This window comes from Serratia sp. CC22-02, from assembly GCF_900182895.1.
GTDB lineage: Bacteria > Pseudomonadota > Gammaproteobacteria > Enterobacterales > Enterobacteriaceae > Serratia > Serratia nevei.
In genome coordinates this window covers 1,089,471-1,105,598 of sequence record NZ_FXUD01000001.1, presented here as the reverse complement: position 1 = coordinate 1,105,598, position 16,128 = coordinate 1,089,471, and the positions used below count along the sequence as shown (strand labels likewise).

The window sequence follows — 16,128 nt, the reverse complement described above, 5'->3', positions numbered from 1 at the left end:
CGCCTGTCTGGGCGATAACGATGCTGCATGATATCGGTAGTTAGGGCAGGTTTGGAAAATATATTGCCCATGTTCACTCTCGGTGCGTTGGACGAAATAGTTGACGTAAAAAGGACGGCAAGGCCTTTTCGGTCAATATTTTATCAATTTAGCAGCCGGTGGCGAATAATCAAACAGGATTGTAACATTTGCAAACCTATTCTGTTAAGGCTATGTTTCATATTGTGGATGTTATTTTGAGCGCCCAGCAGCGGCGCGGCCTGGCGAGAAATCCAATCATGTGTTGAATCGAACGGCGGACGGGCGCCAACGCGCCTTAAGAGCATAATGGCGGGTGACGTATGCAAACCAATAGCGCAGCAGTTGAACATTTTGCACAGCATCATGAAGAGAGGCGAAGTAGCGCGTTCCAAAATGAGGTTGCTCATTATTTGGAACGCCATCCCGCCACGCAGTATGTCGATATCCTTCTCACCGATCTCAATGGTTCCTTCCGCGGCAAACGCATACCCGTCTCAGGGTTGAAAAAACTGGAAAAAGGCAGCTACTTCCCCGCGTCGGTGTTCGCCATGGACATCCTCGGCAACGTGGTGGAGGAAACCGGTCTTGGGCAGGAGCTCGGCGAACCGGACCGCGTATGCCTGCCGGTGCCCGGCTCGCTGACGCCGTCGGCCGCCGATCCGGAGCATATCGGCCAGGTGCTGCTGACCATGCTGGATGAAGATGGCACTCCCTTTGACGTTGAACCCCGCAATGTGCTGAACCGCGTGTGGCAGGCGCTGCGACAGCGCGGCTTGTTCCCGGTGGCAGCGGTAGAGCTGGAGTTTTATCTCATCGATCGGCAGCGCGACGCGGAGGGCGATCTGCAGCCGCCGTGTGCGCCCGGCACCCAGGAGCGCAACACCCAAAGCCAGGTGTATTCCGTCGATAACCTGAACCATTTCGCCGAGGTGCTGAACGACATCGACGCGCTGGCGAAGCTGCAGGGGCTGCCGGCGGACGGCGCGGTGGCGGAGGCGTCGCCGGGGCAGTTCGAGGTCAACCTGCGTCATACCGACGATATCTTGCTGGCCTGCGACCACGCGCTGGCGCTGAAGCGGCTGGTGCGGCTGGTGGCCGAGAACCACGACATGCACGCCACCTTTATGGCCAAACCCTATGAGGATTACGCCGGCAGCGGTATGCACGTGCATGTCAGTATGCAGGACGGGGCGGGCAACAACCTGTTCGCCGACGCCGAAGGCGAGGATTCACCGCTATTGAAACAGGCGCTGGCCGGGATGATCACCCTGATGCCGGCGTCGATGGCGCTGCTGGCGCCGAATGTCAACGCCTACCGGCGCTTCCAGCCGGGGATGTATGTGCCGATCCAGGCCGCCTGGGGCCACAACAACCGCACCGTGGCGCTGCGCATTCCCTGCGGCGAACCGGAGAACCACCGGGTGGAGTACCGCGTGGCCGGTGCCGACGCCAATCCCTATCTGGTGATGGCGGCGATCCTGGCCGGCATGCTGTACGGGCTGGACAACGCGCTGCCGCTGCCAGAGCCGGTGACCGGCAACGGGCTGGAGCAGGAGGGGCTGCCGTTGCCGATCCGCCAGAGCGACGCATTGTACGAGTTCGAACACCAGCACGCGCTGACCCATTATCTGGGCGAGCGTTTTACCCAGGTTTATCACGCCTGCAAGACGGACGAACTGCTGCAGTTTGAACGGCGGGTGACGGAAACCGAGATCGACTGGATGTTGAAAAATGCCTGAATGGGCGTATAAAGTAAGAGGTATGTGCGGGCGACCGGCCTGCCGGTAGCGGATTAATTCGCCTGCCGGGCTGGTTTTCCGTTCGATCGACAAAAAGAATTTGTATTTGAGGGCTTCCGGATCTTGTCATCCGGAGGCATTCTGGTGCAAAATATCTCAAATGCAGATAGCCGACGTTTTGAAAGCGTCGGTTATTTTTTTTGCATTAAGTTTTACCAACGTAGCGTTTCATACACCAAGCGAGGCCGGACACCGATCCGGATAGATAAATAGTTTCGTGCACGATCAAACAAAACTTTATGGTCGTGACTCATGAGGATTAGAAAGATGGGGCAATTTTTCACTTTAGCACCGGTGCCCGCCGGTTTCCGCTGTGGCCGCAGCGACTATGGAGCAGCCGAGGTTTCCTCGACCCGTTATCCAGCTTACAATCCCCTTCTTTTAGAATTAAGTCGCTCGTTGCGAAGTTTCCCCGCAACCTTAAGTCTTGGCGTGTCCGCCATCCGCAAGGCTCAAGGTAAGGGGGGGCTGAACAATGTCCGATAATACCCTCAACGCCGCTCCGGCTCAGCGCACCCAGCTGCGCAAAACCCTGACTTTGGTTCCGGTAGTGATGATGGGCCTGGCTTATCTGCAGCCAATGACCATCTTCGATACCTTCGGCATCGTATCCGGCCTGACCGATGGTCACGTCGCGACTGCGTACGCCTTCGCTCTGCTGGCGATCCTGTTTACCGCCCTGAGCTACGGCAAGCTGGTGAAGAAGTTCCCTTCCGCCGGTTCTGCCTACACTTACGCCCAGAAAGCCATCAGCCCGCACGTCGGCTTTATGGTGGGCTGGTCATCGCTGCTGGACTACCTGTTCATGCCGATGATTAACATCTTGCTGGCCAAGATTTACCTGGAAGCGATTTTCCCGGGCGTCCCGTCCTGGATCTTCGTGGCGGTGCTGGTCGGCTTGATGACGATTTTCAACCTGCGCGGCATCAAGCTGGTGGCTAACCTGAACTCCATCATCGTGGTGGTGCAGGTGGCGATCATGATCGTGTTCCTCGGCCTGGTGATCAACGGCATTTACCACGGCGAAGGCGCCGGTACGCTGGTCAGCAGCCGTCCGTTCTGGTCCGATAACGCCCACGTGGTGCCGATGATTACCGGCGCGACCATCCTGTGCTTCTCGTTCCTGGGCTTCGACGGCATCAGCTCGCTGTCTGAAGAGACCAAAGACGCAGAGAAAGTGATCCCGAAAGCCATCTTCCTGACGGCGCTGATCGGCGGCATCATCTTTATCGTGGTGTCTTACTTCGTGCAGCTGTACTTCCCGGACATCTCGCGCTTCAAGGATCCTGACGCGTCGCAGCCTGAAATCATGCTGTACGTGGCGGGCAAGTTCTTCCAGTCGGTGATCCTGGTGTTCTCCTGCGTGACGGTATTGGCGTCTGGCATGGCGGCACATGCGGGCGTTTCGCGTCTGATGTACGTGATGGGCCGCGACGGCGTGTTCCCGACTCGCTTCTTCGGCTATGTGCATCCGAAGTGGCGTACCCCGGCGCTGAACGTGCTGCTGGTGGGTGCCATCGCGCTGTCCGCGGTATCGTTTGACCTGGTGACCGCGACCGCGCTGATCAACTTCGGTGCGCTGGTGGCCTTCACCTTCGTCAACCTGTCGGTGATCTCGCAGTTCTATATCCGCGACAAGATGAACCGCACCGTGAAGGACACGTTCAACTACCTGATCCTGCCGGTGATGGGCGCACTGACCGTCGGCGCGCTGTGGGTCAACCTGGAAGCCAGCTCGATGACGCTGGGTCTGGTCTGGGCGGCTATCGGCCTGATCTACCTGGCCTTCGTCACCCGCAGCTTCCGTTTGCCGGTGCCGCAAGCGAGCGAAGACGCCGCCTAAGCGCGAGCCGTCTCCTCTGCCACCAAAAAGGCCGCATTCGCGGCCTTTTCCTTTTCTGCTTGCAGCGGGTTTTACCCCACCAACTCTTTGCCGTAATCGAACAGCGCTTTCAGCAGGGCGGTTTTCTCTTTGTCGCCTTCGTGCAGGTTATACAGCGATTCGAGCTGCAGCAGGTAACTCTGCACGCGCTCCGCGCTTAACGCTTCCTGGCGGTGCTGCAGCCAGCGGCGCTGCTCGGCATCGTCCAGCGTATTCGGGTAGTTGCGCGCGCGGAAGCGGAACAGCAGCTCTTTCATGCGGCCGTCGCTGAAGGCCAGATCCAACGCCGGCAGGTTTTGCGGCTTGGTCTGCTGAATAATCCTCATTGCCGCCTTGTCGGCGTCGCTGAAGAAACCGTCGTACAGCCGGGCGTCGACGTCGTCGGAGCCTTTGAACGGCTCGGCTTCGGCGAACAGCGCCACCACTTTCTCGCGCACTTCCGGGTGCTGTTTCAGCAGCTGCAGGTTCTGCAGGCAGGCCTGGCGATCGATGCCCAGCCGCTCGGCGTTCTCCGGCAGCAGGGTTTTGGCCGGTGCCAGCACCGGGCATTTGTTGATGTGCACCAGCTTGATCGGCACCGGCGCCTGATCCGGCGCCAGGTCGTCGCGGCGGGTATACAGGCGTTCACGCAGCTGCTCGGCGCTCAGCGTCAGCAGCGGCGTCATATCGCCGGCGAGATCGCACATGATCACCGCGTTCTTGTTGTCCGGGTGCCAGGCCAACGGCGACACCCAGCTGGTGTTGCCGCGCGCTGCGCCGAACATACCGGAGACATGCACCAGCGGCGTCATTTCGGCGACGTCGATCAGGGCGTTCAGCTTGTGCTTGTTGCGGTGCTGCAGCAGGAAATCGAACAGCCGGGGCTGCGCCTGCTTGACCAGTTTGGCCATGGCGATGGTGGCGTAAACGTCCGACATCGCGTCGTGAGCCTGCGTGTGCTCGACGCCGTTGGCGCGCGTCAGGTGTTCGAGGCGGAAGCTGGGGAAGCCGTCTTCGTTTTCCGGCCAGACGATGCCGTCGGGGCGCAGGGCATAGCAGGCGCGCATCACATCCAGCAGATCCCAGCGCGAGTTGCCGTTTTGCCAGCTGTAGGCATAGGGATCGTAGAAATTGCGATAGAAGATATTGCGGCTCACTTCGTCATCGAAGCGGATGTTGTTGTAACCGAGAATGCAGGTGCCGGCCACGCTGAAGGCCTGATGGATTTGGCGGGTGAACTCGGCCTCGTTAACGCCTTTGGCGCGCGCCACCTGCGGCGTGATGCCGGTGATCATCACCGCCTCGGGTTCCGGCAGGTAGTCGTCGGCCGGGGCGCAGTAGATGACCAGCGGCTCTTCGATAATGTTGAAATCCATATCGGTGCGCACGCCGGCGAACTGCGCCGGGCGATCCAGCGACGGGCTTTTGCCGAAGGTTTCGTAATCGTGAATATAAAAGGTGGCCGTTGCCTTGCTGCTCAAAATCGCGTCTCTTCAGTGGCGGATACAAGATGCCCCTATTGTAACGGCGTGGGGAGCGATGCCAAGCGGCGGTTAGCGAAATGCGCGCAATTACGCACGGCGATAATAATCCAGCCGTTGATGAAAGTAGGGGAGCAGGTGGTCGGGGATCTGTTGTTCCGTTTCCGCCTGGGTCGAGGCGATGCCGTAGCGCTCGTTGTAGATCACGCTGATGGCCAGCAAATCGGTTTCTATTTTTTCGCGTTGTGCCTGCGGTAAGCTATCCAGCTTTCGAGCCATCGTTATCTCCCTGTTAACCTTAGGGCATAATAGGATCGTTAGCGGGTCTTGTCCCTACCCATTCCGGGGGGCGGTGGACGCCTGAGCGCCTTGCTGCGAGCAGGGGGCCAGACTGTGGCGCGCGGCGAACTCGCTCTGCGGCTGGTGTGCATTGAGGCGATCCGCCCGGTTATACAGCGAACAGGCGCCGCCGATGACCGCCACCCAAAACAGGGTGCACAGCAGCAAAACCCCCAACCAGGCTTTTTGGTTATAGGTCATAAGTCCTCCAGGGACGAGAAGAGAAATAACATTGACCGTTAAATTAAATCAGGGGCTACATCAATGGTATTTAAACAGTAGGGATTAATCGCAATGCGTGCCCGACTCTTTTGTTACGAAATCCATGATGGATGTTTCAAAAGATTCCTTAAGATAATATTAAGAAAATTGAGTAGGGGCGCCGTAATTCTATTTAATATTTGTTTAATTATCCGCAGATACAATCTTCCACATTCAATGCCAATGTGGGTGACAATTATGAAAACGCTACTGTTGACCGGCGCTACCGGCTTTCTCGGTGGTGCAGTTCTCGAAAAATTATTGATTGAAAATCAGTCTATTAATTATCTTTTGCTGGTGCGCGCCGATGATGCGCAGCAAGGGCTGGCCCGTATTCGCACGAATATGGAAAAGTTTAATATCGATGCGAACCTGCTGTCTAAAATTACGATAGAAAATATATTGTTGGGCGACCTTTCCGAGCCGGCCGACTTTTTAACTGACGCACGTATTAACAATGTCACGCACGTTATTAACTGTGCAGCCGTTGCTTCATTTGGTAATAACCCGCTCATTTGGAAGGTAAACGTAGAAGGCACTCTGGCCTTTGCCGAAAGAATGGCGCAGGTGCCGGGATTAAAACGTTTCCTGCACGTCGGTACCGCCATGTCTTGTTCGCCGGAGCCGGGTTCGCTGGTGGCGGAGAGCGGCGAGTTTGAGGAAGACGCCGAGCACCTGGTGGAATATACGCGTTCCAAATCCACCATCGAACAGCTGATGCGCCAACGCTGCCCGCAAATGCCGCTGACCATCGCTCGTCCGTCGATCGTGGTGGGGCACACCCGCCTGGGCTGCCAGCCTTCCAGCAGCATTTTCTGGGTGTTCGGTATGGCGCTGATGCTGCGCAAATTCATGTGCTCGCTGCAGGACAATATCGACGTGATCCCGGCGGACTACTGCGCGGATGCGCTGGTGATGCTGATGAACAGCGAAACGCTGGAGAACGACGTGTATCACATCTCCGCCGGCGTGGAGAGCAGCGTCAGCTTTGCCGAAATCGACAACGCCATGGCGGCCGCGCTGGAAAAAGCGCCGGTGGGCGATGAGTATGCGCAGGTGACGTATGACGCGCTGGTGAAAATGCGCCGCCAGCTGAAAGACATTTTCGGCCCGTGCAACGAGCGGCTGATGCTGAAAGCAATGCGCCTGTACGGATCGTTCGCCATGCTCAACGTGCGTTTCAGCAACGAGAAGATCCTCAAGCTGGGCATGCCGAAGCCGCCGCGCTTCACCGACTACATCGCCGGCTGCGTACAGTCGACCCGCGGGCTGTCTATCCAGCAGCAGATGGTGGTGGACTTCAAATAACCGCCGGGCGCAGCGGGCGCCCGAGGTTGTTCCGCTACCAGGACGAAGAGGACCAGAAGACGCGGCCGAGCACCACCAGTTGCTCTTTGCGCTGCTGATAGCTGAGGTGCTCGTCCTGGTACTCTTCCCGGTTGAGGGAGCGGATGATGACGCCGCCGTCCGGCTGCTCGATCAGCACCTTCACCCGCAGCAAATTGCCGTGGCGGATGGCGTAGGTCTTGCCTTCCCGGATGCGCGTGTCGTCGGTGTTGATGCCGACCACGTCGCCGTCCTGCAGGCGCGGCTCCATGCTGGAGCCGGAGATGCGAATGATGCGCGCGGCGTTGACCGCCACCCCCATCTTGTGCAGGTAGTAACGGCGGAAGATCAGCGAAAACTCCTCGCGATCGACGATTTCGTAGCAGCCGTCGCCGGCGGAAAAATCAATATCCAGCAGCGGGATCTCCACAAATTCTTCCTTGTCCTGTTCGGTATCTTCCCATACCACCGGTTTTAAACGGGCGGGCTGGAAGTCCGACTCCGCCGCCACGTTGTCAAACGGGCGCACCAGCTGCTTTTCGTGAAACACGTCGAACCAGCCCTTGGGCAAATTCAGCCTGGCCTCGATCCGCCTGGCCAGATTGTCGCCAAGATTGCGGGAGGATTTTTCCCCGATGATTTGGCTCAGCGTCGGCGCGGAAGACTCAACCAGCGTGGCGAACTCATTCTGGTTGACGCCTTGCCGGGCGTAGCGGGCCATCAATTCGCGCAGATTGTTGCGCCTGATTTCTTTAGTTTCCATTGTTCGATGATCGCACTCTTTAGCAAAAAGGTAAATAACGGTTTTGCTAAAAAACGCTTGCGCATAATTTAGCAATTAGCTAAAACAAAAAGGGTGAGCCAAAGGTTCACCTGTGCGGAGCGGCCTGTCATGATGAGAGGCCGCTCAGTGAAATCAAACGAGAGAGGGACTTTACGATGTACAAGATTGATTACAATAGCTACCGATCGGTCGCCAGCTTCGGCCACCGCGTGCGCTTTCTGGTGCTGCACTACACGGCGCAAAACTTTGCCGACTCGGTGAAGTCGTTGACCGGAAAATCGGTCAGCGCGCACTATCTGGTGCCGGATCCGGCCGAGGCCACCTATCAGGCCGCCGGCTTTAGCGGCGTGCGCATTTTCAACCTGGTGGACGAGAACGAGCGCGCCTGGCATGCCGGTACCAGCCAGTGGGGTACCCGCAGCAATATCAACGACACCTCGATCGGCATCGAGATCGTCAACCTGGCGAGCGGCGACGGTGAAAACATCACCTTCCCGCCGTTTAACCCGCAGCAGATCGAGGCGGTCACCCAGCTGGCGCAGAATATCCTGCAGCGTTACCCGGACATCTCGCCGGTGAACGTGGTGGCGCACTCCGACATCGCGCCGGGCCGCAAGAGCGATCCGGGCCCGCAGTTCCCGTGGCAGCAGCTGTATCAGGCCGGCGTCGGCGCCTGGTATGACGAGGCGACCAAGCAGCAGCGCCAGCAGGAATACTGCCACCAGGGGCTGCCGGCGCAGGCCGAGCTGCTGAAGCTGTTCGCCCAATACGGCTACGACACCTCGGCGGCCAATACCGCAGAAGGCTATCGCCAGCTGGTGCGCGCGTTCCAGCTGCACTTCCGCCAGCAGAAGTATGACGGCGTGATGGATGTCGAAACCGCCGCCGTTCTGCGCGCGCTGGTCGACAAGTACGCCGCCTGAGCCTGACCGCGAATGGGGGACGCCTCATTCGCCTTTTCCTTGCCGGGCTTCCTCCGCTAAAATAGCGGCCTGGCTGGTCTTTATCGGAGGCATCGTGCGCCTCGATCGAAAAATCTCTTCCCTTGAATTGCTGACCTACCGCCACTATCGCATCGTCCACGGCGTGCGCATCGGGCTGGCGTTTATCCTGACCTTTCTGCTGATCCGCTTGCTGGCGGTGCCCGAAGGCACCTGGCCGCTGATCACCCTGGTGGTGGTGATGGGGCCGATCTCGTTTTGGGGCAACGTGCTGCAGCGGGCGCTGCAACGCATTGCCGGCACGGTGTTCGGCGCCGCGTCCGGCCTGATCGCCCTGTATCTGGAACTCTATTCGCTGCCGCTGATGCTGGTTTGGTGCGGCGTGGTGATGTTCGTCTGCGGTTACCTGACGCTCGGCAAACGGCCGTATATGGCGCTGCTGGTAGGGATCACGCTGGCGGTGGTGTGCGGCGCGGGCGCCGGCGACATGCATACCGCGCTGTGGCGCAGCGGCGACGTGATCTTCGGCTCGCTGCTGGCGCTGCTGTTCACCAGCATCTACCCACAGCGCGCCTATATTCTGTGGCGCATGCAGATGGCGGACTGTCTGCAAACCGCCGCCCGCCTCTACGGCGCGTATTTTTCGCCGAACGTCATTGAGCGGCCGCGGCTGGAGCCGCAGCTCAAGGACCTGCTGAATCAGGTGGTGAAGCTGCGCAGCCTGATCGTGCCCGCCAGCAAGGAAACCCGCATCCCCAAAGCGGTGTTCGAGGCGGTGCAAACCCTCAGCCGCAATCTGGTGTGCACGCTGGAGCTGATGGCCGACGCCTACTGGGCCTCGCGTGAAACGCACTTCATCATGTTGAACGCCCACACGCTGCGCAGCACCCAGCTGCTGACGCTGAGCTCGCTGGAATCGCTGGCGGTGCTGATGCGTGAAGGGCCCCAGGCGCAGCGGCAGGCGGCGGCGGGGCAGCTGGCGGAGATCGCCGGCGAGCTGAAAACGCTGATGCAAGAGGTCAGCCTCGGCCAGCACGGCGAAGCGCCGATTTACGGCTATGTCTGGCTCAGCATGGAGCTGGCGCAGCAGCTGGAAGAGCTGGGGGATCTGCTCCAGGTCTGCACCGCCGCCGGGCGCGAATAAGGGGTCAGATCATGAAGGCGGCGCTTTGGGTTTTGGCCGCCGGGGCAAAGTGGGTAAGATAAGGCAATCACTGTTGTGCCGGACCGCCACAAACCTGTATCTTGGTGCCATGTGGCCGTAAGCAAATGAATCTGTGTATTACTAAAGCAAGGGTATAAAGATGGATAATGCAAATAAGCCGAGTTTTCAGGACGTGCTGGAGTTTGTGCGTATGTTCCGCCGCAAAAACAAACTGCAACGCGAGATCGTCGACAACGAAAAGAAAATTCGTGATAACCAGAAGCGCGTGCTGCTGCTCGACAACCTGAGTGAGTACATCAAGCCCGGCATGAGCATTGAAGACATTCAGGGCATCATCGCCAACATGCGCAGCGACTACGAAGATCGCGTTGATGACTACATCATCAAAAATGCCGATCTGTCCAAAGAACGCCGCGAGCTGTCCAAAAAGCTGAAAGCGATGGGCGAAGTGAAGTAACCCGCTTTAGCGGGCCGAGCGTCCTGCCTGGCCCGCATCTTTATCCCGCCTGATTTTCCGTTCTTGCCGACACTGCCGTTTCCGTTGGGGCGTTCCCCGGCGGCCGAAGGCGCCTCCCCATCCTGCAGGATCTGCAGGTGACCGCCGGGGAACGCTTGTTACTGCTCCGCGCCGTACATGTCGAAGTCGAAATACCTGTCGTTGATTTTCTTGTACGTGCCGTTGGCGCGGATCGCCTGCAGCGCGGCGTTGAAGGCGTTCAGCAGCGCGGTATCGTCTTTGCGCACCCCGATGCCGTCGCCGACGCCGAAGTATTTGCTGTCGGTCAGCTCGGCGCCGATAAAGGCGAAATCTTTGCCGCCGGGCGTTTTGAAGAACTCGCTGGCGCTGACGCTGGCCAGCAGCGACGCATCCAGCCGGCCGTTGGCCAAATCTTCGTTCACTTCCTGTTGGCTTTGGTAAGCCACCACGTTAACGCCGGCCGGGCGCCACAGCGCGTTGGCGTAGGCCTCCTGGCTGGAGCCTTGCTGCACGCCGACCGATTTGCCTTTCAGGGAGGCGACGGTCGGCTGCAGGTTGCTGCCCTTATGCGCCACCAGCCGCGCCGGGGCGTTGGAGACCTTGCTGGAGAAGGCGATCTGCTGCCGGCGCTGCGGCGTGATGGTCATCGACGAGGCGATGGCGTCGAACTTCTTCGCCTGCAGGCCGGGGATCATGCCGTCCCAGCTGCTTTCTACCCACACGCATTTGGCCTGCATCTGGTCGCACAGCGCCTGGGCGATATCGACGCCGAAGCCGGTCAGCTTGCCCTGCGGGGTTTTATATTCCAGCGGTGGAAAGGTGGGATCGATGCCCAGCTTGATCACTTTGCCGCTGAATTCACCGCTCAGCGCGGGAAAGCTCGCGGCCAGCGGCAGCATCAACAACAGCCCTTTGATGGTTTTCATGTCATTTCCTCAGCGTTGGCGATTAAACCGCAGGGCGAGCCAAAAAGCGCTCGACCAATTTGACCCAGTAGGTGGCGCCCAGCGACAGACTGTCGTCGTTGAAGTCATAACCGGGGTTGTGCAGAGAATTGCCCGGCGTGGTGGGGCCGTTGCCGATCGAGATGTAGCTGCCCGGGCACTTCTCCAGCATAAAGGCGAAATCTTCGCTGGCGGTAAACGGTCGCAGCGTGGGGATAACCCGGCTCTCTCCGGCCCATTCCAGCGCCACGGCGCGCGCCAGCTCGGTTTCTGCCGGGTGGTTCACCAGCACCGGGTAGCCGTGCTGATAGTCGATCTCCGCGCGGGCGCCGAAGCTGGCGGCCTGCGCCGTGACCAGCTCGGTGATGCGCTGCTCCAGCCGCTCACGCACCGCCGCCGTCAGCGCGCGCACGCTGAGCGTCAGGGTGGCGGTCGCCGGGATCACGTTGGCGGCCTGGCCGGCCTGCATCGCCCCCACGGTGACGATCGCCGTTTCCTGCGGATCGATATTGCGCGCCACGATGGTTTGCAGGCTCATGACGATGGCCGCGCAGGCCACCACCGGATCGACGGTGCTCTGCGGCACCGCGCCGTGGCCGCCGTGGCCGTGCAGGGTGATGTGTACCGTATCGGCCGAGCACATGAAGGGGCCGCTGGCGAAGCCCAGGTGGCCGGTGGGGAAGCCGGGCACGTTGTGCATGGCGAACACCGCGTCGCAGGGGAAGCGCTCAAACAGGCCGTCTTCAATCATCACTCTGGCGCCGCCGCCGCCTTCTTCCGCCGGCTGAAAGATCAGGTGCAGCGTGCCGCTGAAGTTCGGCTGCTGCGCCAGATAGCGCGCCGCCGCCAGCAGCATGGCGGTGTGCCCGTCGTGGCCGCAGGCGTGCATCACCCCGGCATGGGTGCTGGCGTGCGGCAAGCCGGTCGTTTCGGCAATCGGCAGGGCGTCCATGTCGGCGCGGATGCCGAGCGATTTTCCCGGCCCGCGCTGCAGTGTGGCGACAACGCCGGTTTGTCCTACGCCGCGCGTGACGCGGTAACCCCATTCCTCCAACCGCTGCGCCACCAGATCCGACGTCGCGAACTCCTGGAAGCCCAGCTCCGGGTGGGCGTGAATGTGGCGGCGAAGCGCGACCATCTCATCATGAACGGCGGCGATCTCAGGCAGTACGAGTGAAGGGTTCATCACGGTCTCCGGCAAAAGTGTCCCGGCCAACGGGCGGGGAATGGGGCAGAGGGATAGGCATCGAGACTAGCAAACTCCGTTTTTGCCGGGTAGCCGCCGTTCGGTTATGCTGACAACCAATGATTGTCAGGAGGTGAACATGAAACTGCACCAACTGCAGGCGCTAGTGGCCAGCGCCGACAGCGGCAGCATTCGCGCGGCGGCGCGGCATCTTGGGCTGTCGCAGGCGGCGGTGACCCGTGCGCTGCGCGAACTGGAGCAGGAGCAGGCGCTGCCGCTGCTGATCCGCACCCCGACCGGGCTGGGCTTTACCCCCTACGGCAAAACCCTGCTGGCGCACGCCCGGCTGGTGTTGAATCAGCTGGAGCAGGCGCAGGGAGAAATGGCGGCGCTGCGCGGGCGGGCGGCGGATCTGGTCAAGGCGGCGATCACCCCCTGGCTGATGCTGACGGTGCTGCCGCCGGCGGTGATGACGTTTCGCAGCAAGGTGCCGGCGGTGCGGCTGGAACTGTCGGAAAGCCTGATGGCCAACGCCCAGTCGCAGCTGCGCGAGGGCACGATGGATTTCGCCATCACGCCGCTGCCGGCGTCGTCGGCGCCGCAGGAGTTCCACTGCGAGCCGCTGCTGGAGTATGAAACGGCGTACATGGTGCGGCGCGGCCACCCGCTGGCGCACAGCACCTCGCTGCATCAGCTGCTGGAGCAGGATTGGGTGATGAGCTATACCCCGGAAAGTTTCGATGCGCTGCTCGACGAGGTGTTTCACCGCCACGGCGCGCGCCTGCCGCGCCAGCGCATTATCCAGGCGCATTCGTTCGGCATGCTGCAGGCGCTGGTGGAGTCCGCCGAGATGTGTACCTGGTGCCCGCGGCCGATCGTCGCGCTGCCGCAGTTCGCCTCCCGCGTGCAGCCGCTGGCGCTGCGGGAGAGCTGCCAGCCGGCGCAGCTGAATATCGTCACCCGGCGCAACAGCATTCTGAGCGCCGCCGCCCATGCGTTTATCGACACGCTGGTGCGCACCCTGCGCCAGCAGGCGCGATCGTCGCGGCCGGAAGATCGCCAGGTCTACGATCGCGTGCGCCTGCTGATTTAGCGGCTCCCCCCGGATCGACGATCCCGTAAATGGGATCGCGATCCGCATTTGTAGCATTTTTAGCCGTAATGTTAACAATATGTGATTTTGCTCAAATAATTATTTTTGCAGCTTTGGTTATATGTCGCTCTATGTTCACGTTGTCATTTTGAGTTTTCCTGGGTGTTTGATGATTAATCAATTGAAATTTATCACTTTATAACGTTTTTTGTTTTTTGTTTGATAAAAATGACAACGTCAACATTAAGAAAATTCAAGCGTTTATCGAGTGTATTGGAGGAAGAGATGAGCCAGTTGCCGGAAAAAATGCGTGCGGTCGTTTGCCACGGCCCGCAGGACTATCGTTTCGAACAGGTGCCCACGCCGCTGCCGAAGGCGCGCGAGCTGGTGATCAAGGTGGAAGGCTGCGGCATCTGCGCCGGCGACTGCAAGTGCAAGAATGGCGCACAGATGTTTTGGGGGGAGAACCCGTGGGTTAAACCGCCGGTGGTGCCGGGCCACGAGTTCTACGGCCGCATCGCCGCGCTGGGCGAGGGCGCGGAAGGCAAATACCGGCTCGGCGAGCGGGTGATCGCCGAGCAGATCGTGCCGTGCTGGGAGTGCCGCTACTGCAAATCCGGCAGCTACTGGATGTGTGAGACGCATAACATTTACGGTTTCCAAAAAGACGTGGCGGAGGGCGGCATGGCGGAGTACATGCGCTTTTCCGAGAACGCCATCGTGCACAAGATCCCGGAAAGCCTGAGCCATGAAGACGCAGTATTGATTGAACCGATGGCCTGCGCCATCCACACCGTGGCGCGCGGCGACATCCAGCTGGACGACGTGGTGGTGCTGGCCGGCGCCGGGCCACTCGGGCTGTGCATGGTGCAGGTGGCGCGCCTGAAAACGCCGAAGAAACTGATCGTGATCGACGCCATCGACGAGCGGCTGGCGCTGGCGAAAGAATTTGGCGCCGACGTGGTGATCAACCCGCTGAAGGAAGACGCCGACCAGATCGTCAAATCGCTGACCGGCGGCTACGGCTGCGACGTCTACATCGAGGCCACCGGCGCGCCGATCGGCGTCACCCAGGGGCTGCAGATGATCCGCAAGCTGGGCCGCTTCGTGGAGTTCAGCGTGTTCGGCAAGGAAACCACCGTCGACTGGTCCATCATCGGCGATCGCAAAGAGCTGGACATCCGCGGCGCGCACCTGGCGCCCTACAGCTACGAAATCGCCATCGATCTGTTCGAGCGCGGGCTGGTGACTTCCAATGGCGTGATTACCCACAGCTATTCATTGAACGACTGGGACGAAGCCTTCGCCCTGGCGGACTCGACCGACTCCATCAAGGTGATCCTGGTTCCCTGACCCTCCCGCTGTACCGCTGTTGCAGTCACGACCGCCGGCCCGCTCGCAATGGGGGGCCGGCCGGTCGGCCAAACGTAAAGACATGCTGTTGCTCTGATAACCACAACAAGAAGCTTCCCTACAGGAGAATTGGCTATGTTTTCATTATTCAAAAAGACCCTGCCTTTTATCGTCGCCGGTGGAATGTTGGCGGCCAGCCATGGGGCGCTGGCCAAGCAAATCACTATCGGTATGTCGTTCCAGGAAATGAACAACGACTACTTCGTCACCATGAAGCAGGCGCTGGATCAGGCGGCGGCGGATATCGGCGCCAAGGTGTACGTGGCCGATGCGCGCCATGACGTCGCCAAACAGATCGGCGACGTGGAAGACATGCTGCAGAAGAAGGTAGACATCCTGCTGATCAACCCGACCGATTCGGTGGGGGTGCAGTCGGCGGTGATCTCCGCCCATAAGGCCGGCGCGGTGGTGGTGGCGATCGACGCGCAGGCGGAAGGGCCGCTGGACTCGTTCGTCGGCTCGGAAAACTACGACGCCGGCTTCCAGGCGGGCGAGTACCTGGCGAAAGCGCTGGGCGGCAAAGGCAAGGTGGCGATCCTCGACGGCATCCCGGTGGTGCCGATCCTGGAGCGCGTGCGCGGCTTTGAAGCGGCGATGAAGAAATACCCCGACATCAAGATCGTCACCAAGCAAAACGGTAAGCAGGAGCGTGACACCGCGCTGACCGTGACCGAAAACATGCTGCAGTCGGCGCCGGATCTGGCGGGCATCTTCAGCGTCAACGACGTCGGCGCGCTCGGCGCGCTGGCGGCGATCGAAAGCAACGGCGCCAAGGTCAAGCTGGTGAGCGTCGACGGCCAGCCGGAAGCCATCAAAGAGATCCTCAAGCCGAACTCGCCGTTCATCGCCACCTCGGCGCAGTTCCCGCGCGACCAGCTGCGCATCGCGCTCGGCATTGCGCTGGCCCGCTACTGGGGCGCCACGGTGCCGAAAACCGTGCCGGTCAAAGTGAAGCTGATCGACCGCAGCAATGCGGCCGGCTTTAGCTGGTAACAGCGGCCGGGTTCGCCCCGCTGCGGCGGGGCGTTCGGCGCGG

Annotated in this window: 16 protein-coding genes; 9 read left to right on the top strand and 7 right to left on the bottom strand. The window is 60.2% G+C overall.

All coding sequences use genetic code 11. The features are described 5' to 3' along the window. Positions 1–143: 143 nt before the first annotated feature. The gene (locus QOL81_RS05270; protein WP_162215439.1) at positions 144–428 is read right to left on the bottom strand and encodes a hypothetical protein; all 285 of its coding nucleotides are present in this window, start codon (positions 426–428) and stop codon (positions 144–146) included. Between QOL81_RS05270 and QOL81_RS05265 the strand changes: the two genes are divergently transcribed. Next, complete coding sequence (locus tag QOL81_RS05265) at positions 342–1,760, top strand: glutamine synthetase family protein (protein ID WP_060420247.1); 1,419 nt, start codon at positions 342–344, stop codon at positions 1,758–1,760. The genes QOL81_RS05270 and QOL81_RS05265 overlap by 87 nt on opposite strands. 535 nt (positions 1,761–2,295) lie before the next feature. Beyond that, a complete protein-coding gene (locus QOL81_RS05260) occupies positions 2,296–3,663 on the top strand; it encodes an APC family permease (RefSeq protein WP_038877871.1) in 1,368 nt (455 codons plus the stop codon). 71 nt (positions 3,664–3,734) lie between these two features. On the opposite strand, the gene sbcB is transcribed toward QOL81_RS05260, so the two are convergent. From sbcB to QOL81_RS05245, 3 genes are all read right to left on the bottom strand, one after another. Continuing rightward, positions 3,735–5,162 (bottom strand): exodeoxyribonuclease I, encoded by a 1,428-nt coding sequence (sbcB, locus tag QOL81_RS05255; RefSeq protein WP_033635248.1) that lies wholly within the window; start codon positions 5,160–5,162, stop codon positions 3,735–3,737. Positions 5,163–5,252: 90 nt separating this feature from the next. Then, positions 5,253–5,441: a DNA polymerase III subunit theta gene (locus QOL81_RS05250; protein ID WP_049200522.1), complete on the bottom strand. Its 189-nt coding sequence runs from the start codon at positions 5,439–5,441 to the stop codon at positions 5,253–5,255. 54 nt (positions 5,442–5,495) lie between these two features. Next, positions 5,496–5,702 carry a hypothetical protein gene (locus QOL81_RS05245; protein ID WP_038877873.1) on the bottom strand — a complete coding sequence of 69 codons (207 nt, stop codon included), beginning with the start codon at positions 5,700–5,702 and terminating at the stop codon, positions 5,496–5,498. 258 nt (positions 5,703–5,960) lie between these two features. Here QOL81_RS05245 and QOL81_RS05240 point away from each other — a divergent pair, with 258 nt between their 5' ends. Then, positions 5,961–7,070: an SDR family oxidoreductase gene (locus tag QOL81_RS05240; protein ID WP_070914708.1), complete on the top strand. Its 1,110-nt coding sequence runs from the start codon at positions 5,961–5,963 to the stop codon at positions 7,068–7,070. 34 nt (positions 7,071–7,104) lie between these two features. Here the strand turns inward: QOL81_RS05240 and QOL81_RS05235 are convergent, their stop codons facing one another. Continuing rightward, complete coding sequence (locus tag QOL81_RS05235) at positions 7,105–7,851, bottom strand: S24 family peptidase (RefSeq protein ID WP_019453597.1); 747 nt, start codon at positions 7,849–7,851, stop codon at positions 7,105–7,107. Between the two features lie 176 nt (positions 7,852–8,027). Between QOL81_RS05235 and QOL81_RS05230 the strand changes: the two genes are divergently transcribed. From QOL81_RS05230 to tmaR, 3 genes are all read left to right on the top strand, one after another. After that, entirely contained in the window at positions 8,028–8,795 is a 768-nt protein-coding gene (locus tag QOL81_RS05230) for an N-acetylmuramoyl-L-alanine amidase (RefSeq protein ID WP_197757130.1), read from the top strand. Between the two features lie 94 nt (positions 8,796–8,889). After that, entirely contained in the window at positions 8,890–9,957 is a 1,068-nt protein-coding gene (locus QOL81_RS05225) for an FUSC family protein (protein WP_060420256.1), read from the top strand. Between the two features lie 160 nt (positions 9,958–10,117). Continuing rightward, complete coding sequence (tmaR, locus tag QOL81_RS05220; RefSeq protein WP_004935612.1) at positions 10,118–10,435, top strand: PTS system regulator TmaR; 318 nt, start codon at positions 10,118–10,120, stop codon at positions 10,433–10,435. A gap of 158 nt (positions 10,436–10,593) precedes the next feature. On the opposite strand, the gene QOL81_RS05215 is transcribed toward tmaR, so the two are convergent. Together QOL81_RS05215 and QOL81_RS05210 are read right to left on the bottom strand one after the other, a co-directional pair. Further along, positions 10,594–11,382 carry an ABC transporter substrate-binding protein gene (locus QOL81_RS05215; RefSeq protein WP_283439713.1) on the bottom strand — a complete coding sequence of 263 codons (789 nt, stop codon included), beginning with the start codon at positions 11,380–11,382 and terminating at the stop codon, positions 10,594–10,596. A gap of 22 nt (positions 11,383–11,404) precedes the next feature. Beyond that, on the bottom strand, positions 11,405–12,586 hold the full coding sequence (locus tag QOL81_RS05210) for a M20 aminoacylase family protein (RefSeq protein WP_070914538.1): 1,182 nt from the start codon (positions 12,584–12,586) through the stop codon (positions 11,405–11,407). A 139-nt stretch (positions 12,587–12,725) separates the two neighbouring features. Between QOL81_RS05210 and QOL81_RS05205 the strand changes: the two genes are divergently transcribed. The 3 genes from QOL81_RS05205 to QOL81_RS05195 all read left to right on the top strand — a co-directional run bounded on the left by QOL81_RS05205 (position 12,726) and on the right by QOL81_RS05195 (position 16,085). After that, the gene (locus QOL81_RS05205) at positions 12,726–13,679 is read left to right on the top strand and encodes a LysR family transcriptional regulator (RefSeq protein ID WP_070914539.1); all 954 of its coding nucleotides are present in this window, start codon (positions 12,726–12,728) and stop codon (positions 13,677–13,679) included. Positions 13,680–13,964: 285 nt separating this feature from the next. Further along, positions 13,965–15,032 (top strand): zinc-binding dehydrogenase, encoded by a 1,068-nt coding sequence (locus QOL81_RS05200; RefSeq protein ID WP_060420265.1) that lies wholly within the window; start codon positions 13,965–13,967, stop codon positions 15,030–15,032. Positions 15,033–15,167: 135 nt separating this feature from the next. Beyond that, the gene (locus tag QOL81_RS05195; protein WP_015378502.1) at positions 15,168–16,085 is read left to right on the top strand and encodes an ABC transporter substrate-binding protein; all 918 of its coding nucleotides are present in this window, start codon (positions 15,168–15,170) and stop codon (positions 16,083–16,085) included. The last annotated feature ends 43 nt before the right edge of the window (positions 16,086–16,128 follow it).